The organism is Streptomyces tauricus (assembly GCF_014650955.1).
GTDB lineage: Bacteria > Actinomycetota > Actinomycetes > Streptomycetales > Streptomycetaceae > Streptomyces > Streptomyces tauricus.
Genome location: NZ_BMVY01000017.1, coordinates 25,990 through 39,492 on the forward strand (window position 1 = coordinate 25,990; position 13,503 = coordinate 39,492).

At 71.0% G+C, this 13,503-nt stretch carries 8 protein-coding genes; 1 reads left to right on the forward strand and 7 read right to left on the reverse strand.

Annotated features, from left to right (window positions below):
- Positions 1-64: 64 nt before the first annotated feature.
- Genes IE278_RS24220 through IE278_RS24230 form a run of 3 tightly spaced genes read right to left on the reverse strand, consistent with a single transcriptional unit; the run spans position 65 to position 3,811 of the window.
- On the reverse strand, positions 65-1,021 hold the full coding sequence (locus tag IE278_RS24220; RefSeq protein ID WP_373312070.1) for a carbohydrate ABC transporter permease: 957 nt from the start codon (positions 1,019-1,021) through the stop codon (positions 65-67).
- Between the two features lie 5 nt (positions 1,022-1,026).
- Positions 1,027-2,124: an ABC transporter permease gene (locus IE278_RS24225; protein ID WP_246570561.1), complete on the reverse strand. Its 1,098-nt coding sequence runs from the start codon at positions 2,122-2,124 to the stop codon at positions 1,027-1,029.
- A gap of 4 nt (positions 2,125-2,128) precedes the next feature.
- Positions 2,129-3,811: an extracellular solute-binding protein gene (locus tag IE278_RS24230; RefSeq protein WP_189775371.1), complete on the reverse strand. Its 1,683-nt coding sequence runs from the start codon at positions 3,809-3,811 to the stop codon at positions 2,129-2,131.
- A 474-nt stretch (positions 3,812-4,285) separates the two neighbouring features.
- Here IE278_RS24230 and IE278_RS24235 point away from each other — a divergent pair, with 474 nt between their 5' ends.
- Positions 4,286-7,162 carry a glycoside hydrolase family 3 C-terminal domain-containing protein gene (locus IE278_RS24235; RefSeq protein ID WP_189775372.1) on the forward strand — a complete coding sequence of 959 codons (2,877 nt, stop codon included), beginning with the start codon at positions 4,286-4,288 and terminating at the stop codon, positions 7,160-7,162.
- Positions 7,163-7,249: 87 nt separating this feature from the next.
- On the opposite strand, the gene rpmF is transcribed toward IE278_RS24235, so the two are convergent.
- From rpmF to IE278_RS24255, 4 genes are all read right to left on the reverse strand, one after another.
- A complete protein-coding gene (rpmF, locus tag IE278_RS24240) occupies positions 7,250-7,420 on the reverse strand; it encodes a 50S ribosomal protein L32 (protein ID WP_189775373.1) in 171 nt (56 codons plus the stop codon).
- A 161-nt stretch (positions 7,421-7,581) separates the two neighbouring features.
- Positions 7,582-9,027, reverse strand: coding sequence for an aldehyde dehydrogenase family protein (locus IE278_RS24245; protein ID WP_189775374.1), 1,446 nt, complete (start codon positions 9,025-9,027; stop codon positions 7,582-7,584).
- A gap of 310 nt (positions 9,028-9,337) precedes the next feature.
- On the reverse strand, positions 9,338-11,038 hold the full coding sequence (locus IE278_RS43400; RefSeq protein ID WP_189775375.1) for a PucR family transcriptional regulator: 1,701 nt from the start codon (positions 11,036-11,038) through the stop codon (positions 9,338-9,340).
- Between the two features lie 225 nt (positions 11,039-11,263).
- Positions 11,264-13,402 carry an ATP-binding protein gene (locus IE278_RS24255; RefSeq protein WP_189775471.1) on the reverse strand — a complete coding sequence of 713 codons (2,139 nt, stop codon included), beginning with the start codon at positions 13,400-13,402 and terminating at the stop codon, positions 11,264-11,266.
- Positions 13,403-13,503 lie beyond the last annotated feature (101 nt).

The following is a 13,503-nucleotide window of genomic DNA, read 5'->3' on the forward strand; positions in this document are numbered from 1 at the left end:
GGACGCCCTGACGGGCCGAGGGGCCGGGGGGGGCGGAGGGGCTGGGGGCCGAGGGGCCGACCCGTCAGCCCTTGACGGCCCCCGTGAGCATCCCCTTCTTGAAGTGCTTCTGGACGAACGGCGAGAGAAACGCGACGGGCAGCAACGCCAGCACCATGACCGCCATCTGCACGGCGAGCGCGGACAACTCCCCCGCCTTGATCGCCTGGCCCAGCCCCACCGGAGGCTCCTGCTTCTGCACGAGCTGGATCATGACGTTCTGCAGCGGCATCATGTCCTGGTCGCTCAGGTAGATCGACGCGTTGAACCACGCGCTCCAGTACCCGACGGCGTAGAAGAGCGTGATCACCGCGATGACGGCCCGGGAGAGCGGCATCACGATCTGCCAGAGGATCCGCCAGTCCCCCGCCCCGTCGATCCGCGCGCTGTCGGTCAGCTCCGACGAGATGCCCATGAAGAACGCGCGCAGCACCAGGATGTTGAAGACGCTGATCGCGCTCGGCAGGATCAGCGCGAGATACGTGTCCGTGAGGCCCAGCGACTGCACCAGCAGATATGTGGGGATCAGTCCGGCGCCGAAGAACATCGTCGCGAGCAGGATCATCAGGAACCAGCGGTGCCCGAGCGACCCGATGCGCGAGAGCCCGTACGCGGAGAGGACCGACACCGTCATCGAGAACAGCGTGCCGACGAGGGTGACACCCAGGCTGACGACGGTGGCGCGGGTGACCTGACCGCCGCTCAGCAGCTCCTGGTAGGCGATGAAGGTGAGGTCCCTCGGGATCAGCACCAGACCGCCGGCCTCGCTGATGGTCTGCTTCGTGGAGAGGCTGGTGACGACGACGATCCACAGCGGGAACAGGACGCCCAGGCAGGCGAGGGTCAGGGCGATGCCCTTCCCCGCGAGCCCGGCCCTGCGCGGCTCCTCCTCCCAGACGGGCCTCGGCGGGGCCGCCCAGCGGCCGGGAGGCTTCGGTCCCGCCGCCTTCGGCCGTTGCTCGGTCACGGCGCCCTCGGTCACGACACTCACTTCTTGTACACCCCCTGCTCGCCCATGAGATGGGCGACCTTGTTCGCGGCGAGGACGAGCCCGAGACTGACCACGCCCTTGATCAGGCCGGCCGCCGCCGCGTAACTGAAGTCCTGGTTGCGGACGCCGTTCCACCACACATAGGTGTCGAGGACCTCCGCCGCGCCCGGTCCCACCGCGTCCCGCTGCAGCAGGATCTGCTCGAAGCCGACCGTGAGCGCGTCACCGACGCGCAGCACCAGGAGCAGGGCGATCACCGGGCGCAGGGCGGGCAGCGTGACGTGCCACATGCGGCGCCACCGTCCGGCACCGTCCATCGCGGAGGCCTCGTACAGGTCCGGGCTGACGGAGGCCAGCGCGGCGAGGAAGACGATGACGCCCCAGCCCGCGTCCTTCCACACGCCTTCCGCCGTCACCAGGAACTTGAAGATCCCGGGGTCCGTCATGAGGTCGAAGCCCTCGTAGCCGTGCTGCCGCAGGGTCTGCGCGATGATGCCGGCGCCGCCGAAGATCTGCTGGAAGACGGTGATGACCAGCACCCAGGAGAAGAAGTGCGGCAGATACAGGATCGCCTGCGACACCGCCCGCACCCGGGGCCTGATCACACTGTTGATGAGCAGCGCGAGCAGGATCGGGACGGGGAAGAAGAGCAGCAGTTGCAGCCCGAACAGGACGAGGGTGTTCCGCATGGCGTCCCAGAACGCCGAGTCCTCGAACAGCCGGGAGAACTGCTCGAAGCCGACCCAGGGGCTGTGGAAGATGGCGACGAAGCCGTTGTCGCTGACGTAGGGGTCGTACTCCTGGAAGGCGACGACGTTGCCGAGGATCGGTATGTAGTTGAAGACCAGGACCAGCAGGACGGCCGGCAGGGTCATCAGGACCAGCGTGCGGTCCCGCCTGAGGCGGACCCTGAAGGTGCCGCCGTTCGAGGCCTTCGTCGAGGCCTTCGTCGAAGTCGTCTTCGAGGTCTTCCTCAGGGCCTTACGCAGGGTCTTCCGCTCGGCCCTGGAGACCCCGGCGTCGGACGGCGCGGCGGTGTCCGACGCGCCGCCGCGCTCAGTGGTGTCACGTGGAGGAGTGGTGCTGTGTGCCACCGGGTCACCCCTGCGCGGATCCGCTGTCGTCCAGCAGCTTCCCGTACCAGTCCCGCAGCTTGTCGCCGCCCTGGCTCTTCCAGTCCGACACGGCCTGCTGCATGTCGCTGATCTTCTTGCGGCCGCGGACGATGTCGTCCTCCAGCTGCTCGAAGTCGTTGGCGAGGTTCGTGTAGCGGGCCGGTTCGATGATCTGGAGGCCGTAGAAGGGGGACTTCCTGGTCAGGGCGCCCATCCGCTGCTGCCATTCGACCTGCGCCTTCGCGATGTCCGGAAGGTCGGGGTGCGCGATCGTCGAGGCGGGGCTCGCCAGCATCACGAAGGCGTTCAGGACTTCCTGGTTGCCCTTGTCGTTCTTGGTGGGCGTGCCGTCCTTGACCGTGTAGTGCGTGCCCTCGACCCCGTAGTTCGTGAGCATGTACTCCTCAGTGCCGTACGGGGCGGCGGTGACGTTCGCGGCGGCCAGCACGTCCTGGATCACGGCCTTGGACGCCTTCTTGTTGACGAAGGCGAAGATGCTCGCGGGCGCGCCCGCCCACAGCGTGGGGTCCCCGCCGTCATGGCCGAAGATGTCCATGCCGTCGATACGGAAGTCCTTGTTCTGCGCGGCCTGTTCGGTGGTCTTGGCCCACCAGTGCGAGATGTCGTTGTTGTAGATGAGGACTTCGCCCGAGGTGAAGCGCAGACTGGAGTCACCCTGGTTCTGCGCCTTGGCGTCCGGGTGGACGACTCCCGCCGCGTACAGCTTGCGCGTCCACTCCAGCGCTTCGAGGTACTCGTCGGTCTCGACGCGGTAGACCAGCTTGCCGTCGACGAGGTTCCAGCCGAGCGGCTTCTCGCTGCCGGACAGCACACCGAAGCTGTTGAAGGCCGTCCACTTCATGTCGTCGCAGGCCCACACCTTCGCCTTCGCGCTGGTGATCTCCTTGGCCAGGGCCAGGAACTCGGCCGCCGAGGTGGGGAGTTCGTAGCCCTTCTCGTCGAAGATGTCCTTGCGGTAGTACGGCACGATGTTGACGACGTACGAGCTGGGCATCGGCAGGCCGCGCAGCTTGCCGCCGAAGATGGAGCGCTGCCAGGCGTCGGTCGGGACGGCGGCGAGGTTCGGGTAGTCCTTGACCTTGTCACCGGAGAGGTACGGGCCGAGGTCGGCCATCTTGCTGATGATGGCGCTGGGTATCTTGCCGCCCATGTTCCAGCCGGGGATCACCACGACGTCCGGCATGTCGCTGGAGGCGAGGACCGCGCCCAGCTTCTCGTCGTAGGTGTTGCCGTCCTGGTTCTGCCAGACGACGTTCGCGCCGATCTTCTCGTTCATCGCCTTGTAGTAGGGGTTGTCGCCCTTCGGCGGTGAGCCCCAGAACGGCGACATGATCTTGATGGTGCTGCCCTTGCCGAGCTTCCCGGACACCGAGGTCTTCAGGTCGGCCGTGACGAGCTTGCCGGTGAAGCCGAGCGAGGAGCCGTTCTTCGACGCGATGTCCGGCGTCACCACGTTCTGCGCCACGAAGGTGGGAAGGATCTTCTTCGCGTCCTTGCCCGAGGTCGTGCCCTCCTTCTTGCCCCCGTCGGAGCCGCCGCAGGCGGCCAGCAGCGGCATACCGCCGGCCACCGCGACGGTGGCGACCGCCGTGGAGGCGAGGAAGCTTCTCCGGTCGGGGCCGGAGGCGGAGGTGTTCGGCGTCATTGCGTCAACCCTTCGTGGCGCACAGCAGGACACCCGGCGGAGTGGCCGTCGGCTGCGGTGTCTTGAGCGGAACTGGCTGAGCTGAAGTTGCGGCGTATGAGGTGCGGTTGCGGCGGCTGAGCTGACGTTGCACGTGCTGCGGTCGCACCGGCTGAGCTGAGCTGAAGTGAACCTCGGAGGTCCGCGCACCCAGGAGCAGTACCTTCGATTAGTCGAAGCGCTTCGATGTTGCTGCGAGGTTAAGTGAACACCTGGGGGTGCACAAGGCCCGATTCAAACATTCCTCGGAGGTGCGCCGGACAGTGAGAGGTCTGTACCGGTCGCTTGCTCCCCTTGGCGTGGCGGTGGATGGCGGTGAGGATCCGGAGTTGTTGCGGATGGGTGTCTTGACACCCGACCACTCGTCGAATGAGCATCGAAGCGCTTCGAAAGCTCACCATCGACCTTCCCCGTCTTCCGCAAAGGGATCCTCGCGTGACTGCACAAACGCCGCTTTTCCGCGACTCGCAGCTGCCGTTCGCGAAGCGCATCGACGATCTTCTGTCGCGGCTCACCCTCGACGAACGGGTGGCGATGCTGCACCAGTTCGGGCCCGCGGTGGAGCGCCTCGGCGTCACCGCGTTCCGCACCGGCCAGGAGGCGCTGCACGGGGTGGCCTGGATGGGCCCCGCGACCGTGTTCCCGCAGGCGGTCGGCCTGGGCGCGACCTGGAACGAGGAGTTGGTGCGCCGGGTGGGCGAGGCGGTGTCCACCGAGGCCCGCGCGATGCGTTCGCGCGACGACCGGGTCGGCCTCAACGTCTGGGCGCCCACGGTGAATCTGCTGCGCCACCCCCTGTGGGGCCGCAACGAGGAGGGCTACTCGGAGGATCCGCGGCTGACCTCGGCGATCGCCACCGCGTACACCCGCGGTCTGCGCGGCGACCATCCCGCCTACTGGCGCACGGCCCCGGTCCTCAAGCACTGGCTCGCGCACAACAACGAGACGGACCGGGCCACCGCGTCGAGTTCGGTACGCCCCCGGGTGCTGCACGAGTACGACCTGCGGGCCTTCCGGGAGACGGTCGAGGCGGGCGCGGTGGCCGGGGTGATGCCCGCGTACAACCTGGTCAACGGCCGCCCCAACCATGTGTCGCCGTACCTGGCCGAGCAGTTGCGCGCCTGGACGGAGCAGGACCTGCTGGTCTGCTCGGACGCGGGCGCGCCCTCGAACCTGGTCGACTCGGAGCACTACTTCGACACGCACGAGGAGGCGACGGCCGCGGCGCTGCTCGCCGGCGTCGACAGCTTCACGGACCACGGCACGGACAGCTCGAAGATCGTCGAACGGGTCCGGGGAGCCCTGGACCAGGGCCTGTTGACCGAGGCCGACATCGACACGGCGGTCCGCCGCCAACTGTCGGTCCGCTTCCGCCTCGGCGAGTTCGACCCGCTCCTGGACCCCTACGCGGACGCCAAGGACTTCGACACCCCCGCGCACCGGGCGCTCGCCCGGGAGGCGGCGGAACAGGCGATCGTCCTGCTGAAGAACGACGGCCTGCTCCCCCTCACCGGGGACGGCACCCGCATCGCGGTGGTCGGCCTGCTCGCCGACGAGTGCAAGCTCGACTGGTACAGCGGCACCCTCATCCACCGGTCCACACCACTGGAGGGCCTGTACGACCGCTTCGGCGCCGACCGCGTGGACTTCGCCGAGGGCGTGGACCGCGTACGCCTGAGGACCTCCGACGGTACGTATCTGAGCGTGCCGCCCGCGGACGACGCGAGTGAGGAGGTCCGCGGGGCCGAGGGCGCGCTGGACCCGGCCCTCCTCGCGGGCCGCACCGACCTGCCCCCGCTCACCACCGACGCCGTGGGCACCGAACTGGCGCTGATCGACTGGGGCGAGGGCGTCCTCACCCTCCGCGCTCCCGACGGCCGGTACCTCTCGGTCGCCGAGGACGGCTTCGTACGGGCCTCGGCGGACCAGCCCGGCGGGTGGGTCGTCCAGGAGACGTTCCGGCTGGAACCCCGGGGTTCCCGAGAGGGCGGGCACGAGAACGGGCACGGGAAGGAGCACGGGAACGGGCACCTCCTCAGGCATGTCGGCACGGGTCGCTACGTCTCTGTGACCGCCGACGGCGTAAAGGTTGCCGACGAGAATCCGGCGGTCCTGGAACTGGAGATCACCGAGCACGGCGAGAGCGCGGTGGCGCGCGCTGCGGCCTCCGCCGATGTCGTCCTCGTGGTCGCGGGCAACGACCCGCACATCAACGGGCGCGAGACGGAAGACCGCACCACCCTCGCCCTCCCCGCCCACCAGCGACGACTTCTCGAAGCGGCCCGCGCGGCGAACCCGCGCACGGCCCTGATCCTCACGTCCTCGTACCCCTACGCGATCGACCCCGCGGACCTCCCCGCCGTCCTCTGGACGGCCCACGGCGGCCAGGCGGCGGGCACGGCGCTGGCCCGCGTCCTGGCGGGAGACGTCTCCCCCGCGGGCCACCTCCCCCAGACCTGGTACGCCTCGGACACCGATCTGCCCGGCCTCCTCGACTACGACGTGATCGGCGGCCGCCAGACGTATCTGTACTTCGAGGGCACTCCGCTCTTCCCGTTCGGCCACGGCCTGTCGTACGCGTCCTTCGTGTACGGGGACCTGGCGGCGCGGGTCGGGGAGGAGTCCGCGCAGGTCACCTTCACGGTCACCAACACCGGTGACACGGCGGCCGACGAGGTGGCCCAGCTCTACGGCCGCCCGGTGTCCCCGTCCGTGCCGCGCCCCCGCCGGGAGCTGCTGGCCCACCGCCGCGTCCACCTCCCGGCGGGCGCCACCACGGAACTCTCCTTCGAACTCCCGCTCTCCGCCTTCGAGTTCTGGGACGTCGCCCACGGCGTCCGGCGTCTTGAACCCGGCGGGTACGAACTCCTCGCGGGCGCGTCCGCCGAGGACATCCGCCTCAGCGCGACGATCGAACCGGCCGGTACGCCTCCCGCCCCGCGCCCGGTCCTCGAACGCGGCCTGCGCTCGGCCGACTTCGACGAGCAGCGGGGCGCCGAGATCGTCGACCGTACGAAACGGTCGGGCGACGCGGTCACGCCCGGCGCCGACGGGGAATCGGCCGAACTGCGCTATCGTGCCTGCGATTTCGGCCCGGGTACCCGGTCGGTCACGGTCGAGGTGTCGGGCGAGGGCACCCTCGAACTGGCGCTGGACGACGGCCGGGCGATCGCCCACCTGGACATCGCCCCCACGACGGGCCCGTACGCCTACACCTCCGTCACCACGCCGTTCGACGCGTCCGGTGTCCACGACCTGCGCGTCGAGCTGCGCGGCCCGCTGCGGCTCGCGCACGTCGGCTTCTCCGGCTGAGGGGCCGGGGAGGACCGGCGGCACAAGGAAGGGACCCGGCACCGTAAGGCAGCGGTGCCGGGCCCCTTCGTCCGGGGTGGGGCGGGATCACCCCTCCGGCTTGATGAGCCCGCGCTCGTAGGCGCGGATCAGCCGGCGGGGCACGGCGTACTCGCGTCCGTCGACGTGGAAGGGGACGAGATCGGGCGTCGCCGCCTTCCACTGGGACCTGCGGTGCCGGGTGTTGGAACGGGACATCTTGCGCTTCGGGACGGCCATGCCCGGCACACTACATGAAAACGATTGTCACTAGCCATAGGGGCTGCCGGACTGCCGGGGCCGCCGGACTGCGGCCGCTGGGACGCGCGCCACACGGCGACGGCCGGAGCCCCCGCGCAGCGGGCTCCGGCCGTCGATCCATCCGTATCGCCGCGTACGGGTCAGAGAGCGAGCCCCGTGAGGACGAGTACGCGCTCGTAGGTGTAGTCGTCCATGGCGAACCGCACACCCTCGCGCCCGACACCGGACTGCTTCACACCGCCGTACGGCATCTGGTCGGCGCGGTAGGAGGGGACGTCCCCGATGACCACGCCGCCCACCTCCAGCGCCCGGTGGGCCCGGAAGGCGGTCTGCAGGTCGTGGGTGAACACCCCTGCCTGAAGCCCGTACTTGGACTCGTTGACGGCGGCGAAGGCGGCGGCCTCGCCGTCCACCTTCTGCACGGTGAGGACGGGCCCGAAGACCTCCTCGCAGGAGATCGTCACGTCGGCGGGTACGCCGGCCAGCACGGTCGGCGCGTACGAGGCGCCGTCGCGCTTGCCGCCGGCGAGCAGTTCGGCGCCGGCCGCGACGGCCTCGTCGACCCACGACTCGACACGCTTCGCCGCGTCCTCGCTCACCAGCGGGCCGACGTCGGTCGTGTCGTCGGAGGGGTCGCCGGTCACCTGGGCCTCGACGGCGGCGACGATGCGGGGCAGCAGCCGGTCGTACACCGACGCGTCCGCGACGACGCGCTGCACGGAGATGCAGGACTGGCCGCCCTGGTAGTTGCTGAAGGTCGCGATACGGGTCGCGGCCCAGTCGAGGTCCTGGTCGCTGGCCCAGTCGGCGAGCACGACGGCCGCGCCGTTGCCGCCCAGCTCCAGGGTGAGGTGCTTGCGCGGCACGGAGTCCATGATCGCGTAGCCGACCTTGTCGGACCCGGTGAAGGAGATGACGGGCAGCCGCTCGTCCCGCACCAGTGCGGGCATCTTGTCGTTGGCGACGGGCAGCACGGACCAGGAGCCGGCCGGCAGGTCCGTCTCGGCCAGCAGCTCACCGATGACCAGACCGCTCAGCGGGGTCGCGGGGGCGGGCTTGAGGATGATGGGCGCGCCCGCCGCGATGGCCGGGGCGATCTTGTGGGCGCACAGGTTGAGCGGGAAGTTGAAGGGCGCGATGCCGAGCACGACGCCCTTCGGGAAGCGCCGGGTGAGGGCGAGCCGCCCCTGGCCGCCCGCGTCGGTGTCGAGCCGCTGGGCCTCGCCGCCGTTGAACCGGCGGGCCTCCTCGGCGGCGAACCGGAACACGGACACGGCCCGGCCGACCTCGCCGCGGGCCCACTTGACCGGCTTGCCGTTCTCGGCGGAGATGAGCCGGGCGATCTCCTCGGTCCGCTCCACGAGCCGCTTGCTCACGTGGTCGAGGGCCGCGGCGCGTACGTGGGCGGGGGTGGCGGCGAACTCGTCGCGCACGGCGTGGGCGGCGGCGACGGCCTCCTCGACCTGCGCGTCACTCGGCACACCGACCCTGCCGACGAGGCGCCCGTCCCAGGGCGACGTGACATCGAAGGTGGCCTCACCGGTGGCCTGGCGCCCGGCAAGCCAGAAGGCATGGGTGGAAGTCATGAGGTCCCCGGCCCTTCCAAGAAGTAGGTCAACTGCTCAACGCCCCCACGGTAGGCCCGCCACCCCCAGGACCCACTTATCCACGAAGGAGCACTGCCGTAAGGCAGGACTCCACTTCGTAGGACATGGTGCGGGACCGCGGGTGCGGGGGCGCGGTTGCGCTTTTAGGGGCGCGGGGAACGGCGCAATCTTTCCGTCTTCAGGGGCGCGGGGAACGGCGCAATCTTTTCGCTTTTCAGGGGCGCGGGGAACGGCGCAAACCCCAGCCCCACCCACCCGCACCAAAGAACCAAGCCCGGCCGCAGCCGACCTACTCCCCCGCGGGCGCCGTGGCGGAAGCCGTCGCCTTCAAAGCCAGCCACAACTCCATCCGCACATCCGGATCATCCAGAGACCGCCCGAGAATCTCCTCGACCCGCCGCATCCGGTACCGCAACGTATGCCGATGCACCCCCAGATCCGCCGCGGCCGCGTCCCACTGCCCGTGCCGCGACAACCACGCCCGCAGCGAGGCGACCAGATCCCCCCGCCCGGTCGCGTCGTGCTCGTGCAACGCCCGCAGCAGCCCGTCCGCGAACGCCCGCACCGCGTCGTCCGCCAGCAACGGCACCACGGACCCCGTAGCCACCTCTTCGTGCTCGACGAGCACCCGCCCCCGCCGCCGGGCGACGGACAGCGCCTGCTCGGCCTGCTTGTACGCGGCCCCGGCGGCGACCGGGCCTGCGGGCGCGGACACCCCCACGACCAGCTCGTCCTCGTCGGTCCCCTGTTCGGAACCGCTCCGCGCGATCCCGACGGTGTGCGCGTACCGGGTGCAGGCGGCGACGACCGCACCCCCGTCCGCGGCGAGCACCACGAGCCGCCGCTCCCCGTCGGGCACGACCAGTACGGCCTCACCGGACCGGGCGGCCGCGGCCTCCGCGACCTCGACGAACCCGCCCACCAGATCGCCCCCGGCCTCGGCGAGCACGGCCGAGGCCGCCTCGACACCGGCCGCGTCGACCTCGTCGGCGTCGGCACCGCCCCTGGCCCGGGCCCGCCCGGCGGACGCGGACGCGGCCTCGGCGAGCATCATCCGGTAGGGCGCGTCGAGCAGCCCGCCGTACAGGTCCCCGGCGACCCCGCGGGCGTGATCGGGCTGTCCGGCGAGCAGCATGCGCAGCACGGCGGCGCCGATCCGCTGCTCGGCGGCGTACAGCGAACGGGACCGTTCCGTGACGAGTGTCAGCAGGGCGATCGCGGAGTGCACGGCGTACCGCTCGGCCGTGCCCAGCGCGGACGCGGTCCCGACGGCGAGCGCGCCACGGGAGCGGCGCCCGGTCCCCAGCGAGTGCAGCTCGACCCGGTCCTCGCCGTCCGTGCCGTCCGCGGGCTCCCCGCCGACGACGGAGCTGGCCGGCGCGGGCCGGTCGCGCAGCCGCTCCACGTCCTCGGTGATCCGGGCGGCCCTGCGGCCCGCCCATTCGGGCGCGGTGGCCACGACGGCACCGGAGGCGTCGTACAGCGCGGCCCACCCGTCGACCTGTGAGGCGAGCGCGGACAGCAGCCCTTCGGGGCCGTCGCTCAGCGCCTGCCTGGTCAGTTCGCGCTGGGCGGCGAACCCCGCGGTCACCGCCCGGTACTGGTCGGCCGCGATGGCCGCGGAGACGGCCTTGCTGATGGCGAGGAAGGGGGTGCGCCGGGGGACCTCCAGGAGCGGCAGGCCCTCTTCCGCCGCCGCGTCGGCCAGTGCCTCGGGGATCTTCTCGTAGTGCACGCCGACGGCGAAGCCGAGCCCGGCCACCCCGGCCCCGACCAGCCGCTTCACATACCGGCGCATGGCGTCGGCGTCCTCGGCGTCCAGTTTGAGCGCCGTGATGAGGAGGAGTTCGCCGCCCTCCATGTAGGGCACGGGGTCGGTGAGCTCGCTGGCGTGCACCCAGCGCACGGGGGTGTCCAGCCGTTCCTTGCCCGCGCGCACGGTGAGTTTGAGCGCCGAGTGGTGGACGAGGGAGGCGAGCGTGGGGGGCATGGGGCCTTCAGGTCTAAAGGTCTTCAGGTCTTCACAGGTTCTTGGACGGTCACGGGTTCTTCGGCGGTCACGGATGAGGTGATCTTTTGGCCGCCGTGTATGAACGGCCTGTGCCGATTCTGCCTTACCGTCCGGTCGACCCGTGACCATATGTCCAGACACTCTGCCGGACGATGTCCGGATACCGCGCTGGGCACGCCCCCCGATGGCTCCGGCGCGGCTCAGTTAACCCGGGTTCCGCAGGTCCACCAGGAGTGGGGGCGCGTGCTCCCCGCGCACGCTGGTGAGCGAGAGCACCGCGTGGCCCGGGGGCACGGCGTGCGCCAGTTCGGACGCCGACCACCGTTCCCGTTCGACCTGGCGCACGGTGACGGCCCGGGCGGTGGGCGCGTTGCCGGTGATCACCCGGCGCAGCATGTGGACGGCCTTTCCGGCCGGTGTCTCCGCGATGATCTGGCGGTCGGTGACGTCCCGCGCCTCGATCCACTCCTTGCCCCAGACCTCGGCGAAGTCCTGCCCGTCCCACGGGGTGAGCCCGGACAGCGCCACCCGGCACCCGATGGCGCCGAGCAGCGGCGAACGCAGCGGGCGGGGCGCGTCGTCGAGCGTGCGCAGGGTCATCACGACCCCGGCGTTGGCGGACCGCAGCCGCTGGATCCCCCGTACGGCCTCGGGGGTGACGACCCCGGTGGCGTCGTCGAGCACGAGGCAGGCGAACAGCGACCGGTCCTCGCGGACCGCGACACTGGCCGCGAACTGGGCGAGCACGAGCCGGGAGAGGATCCGTGAGGCGTCCGCGTGCCCGCGCTGGGGCAGGTCGATCCGTACGCGTACGGGGTGGTCGAGCGCGCGCAGGGAGAAGGGCCGTGTCTGTCCGGAGGTGTCGAAGAAACCGGCGAAGGCGGGCCGGTCGAGCAGCGCCACCCGGTCGGCGAGCACCCCGCCCAGATCGCCGGGCTGCCCCAGCTGCCGCTCGCGTGCGTCGAGTTCCCTCAGCAGCGACTCCTGGCCGCCCTCGGTGAGCGCCTTGCGGAGCGCGCCGAGCGGGCCGGGAGCGCCGTCGAGGAGCTGCCGCAGTTCGGGCACGGAGGGGAAGCGTCCGTAAACGGCCCGGTACGGCCCGAGCAGTTGGGCGAGCACAGTGGTGGACCGTCGGCTGTCCCCGCTGGGATGCGGGTCGGCGAGATCACCGACGAGGGCCTCGGCGAGCACGGCCGCGGCCTCGTCCGGGTCGGTGGTGCCGCCGTACAGGTCGATGTCGTACACGGACTCGGGGTTGCCCACCCGCACCACGACGTCGTACGCGTCCACGGGTCCGAGGCCCGCGCCCGCGGCCCCGACGACGACCACGGCCGCCCGCCCGGCGAGCGCGTGCAGGCACAGCGACTCGACGAGCGGCCAGACGACACCGCCGGTCTTGCCGGACCCGGCTGGCCCGACGGCGAGCAGTGAGGTCCCCAGCAGCTCGGGCCCGAGCGCCATCCCGGTGCCGCGATAGGCGTACGGGTTACGGGGGTCGTCGGCGGTCGTGCCGAGGCGCACCTGTCCCGTGACGAGATCGTGCTGCGCGAGCCGGCCCGGCAGGTCCCGGTCGCCGGAGGGGTGCAGACAGGCGGCGGCGCCCTCCCGCAGTACGGCGCCGGTGAAGGTGGCGAGGCTGTGACGTCCGCTGCGCACGCCCTCCCAGGCGCGGGTGATCCGGGCGTGGTCGACATCGCGCATCAGCCCGGCCCGCGCGTCGGCCCCGAGCCGCTCGGCGGCGTCGACGGCTCCGGCTGCGCGGAGGACGTTCCACTGGGCGGGGTCTTCTTCGGGTGTGGGTGTTGTCGGGCCTGGCGGGGGCGAGGTGATGCGACGCAGCACAGGAACGATGTAACGGCGCCACACCTCGGACCATCGGCCGAGGCGCCCGGCTCCCATCATGATCCCGAAAAGGACCAGTCCGTAGTAGATCCTCGACGCGATGTCCCCCTTTACCGCGTCACCATGGTTCTCGGGGATCTTCCACTCTTCCGGAGTGACGGCGTAGTAGGGCCACAACCAGTACTGGCCCAGGTAGCGGTTCGAGACAAGCGACCAGATGAGCCAACCCACAAGAAAGGCGATGAACGCCCCGCTGAGCAGCTGCCGGGCCGGAATCTGCTCCGGTTCCACCTCCGGCCGTGGCCGGTGCCCGAACCGCCACACGCCCGGTGCGGCTTCCGGCCGGGGCGTACGCAGCCAGCTCAGGAAGGCGGATCCGTCCGGCCGCGGTGGCCCGCCGGGCGCCTGCGTGGGCCGCGGCGGCACCCGGGGCGGCCCGGCCGGCCGCGGCACACGATCGGCGTGTGTGCCCCGTGCGTCGTGCGTGCCGTCGCTGTCCATCGCCTCTGCCACCCCTGACCAGCCGCTCCGTACGTGGTTGCGAGTCAATCTAACGCCCTCCCAAAGGGAGTTCACCGCTTACCGGGCCGCTTACCCGGCCG

Bases quoted from the DNA above. Each gene is read 5' to 3' on its own strand.
- IE278_RS24230 (WP_189775371.1), bottom strand. From the start codon at position 3,811: ATGACGCCGAACACCTCCGCCTCCGGCCCCGACCGGAGAAGCTTCCTC.
- rpmF (WP_189775373.1), bottom strand. From the start codon at position 7,420: ATGGCCGTCCCGAAGCGCAAGATGTCCCGTTCCAACACCCGGCACCGC.
- IE278_RS24245 (WP_189775374.1), bottom strand. From the start codon at position 9,027: ATGACTTCCACCCATGCCTTCTGGCTTGCCGGGCGCCAGGCCACCGGT.
- IE278_RS43400 (WP_189775375.1), bottom strand. From the start codon at position 11,038: ATGCCCCCCACGCTCGCCTCCCTCGTCCACCACTCGGCGCTCAAACTC.
- IE278_RS24255 (WP_189775471.1), bottom strand. From the start codon at position 13,402: ATGGACAGCGACGGCACGCACGACGCACGGGGCACACACGCCGATCGT.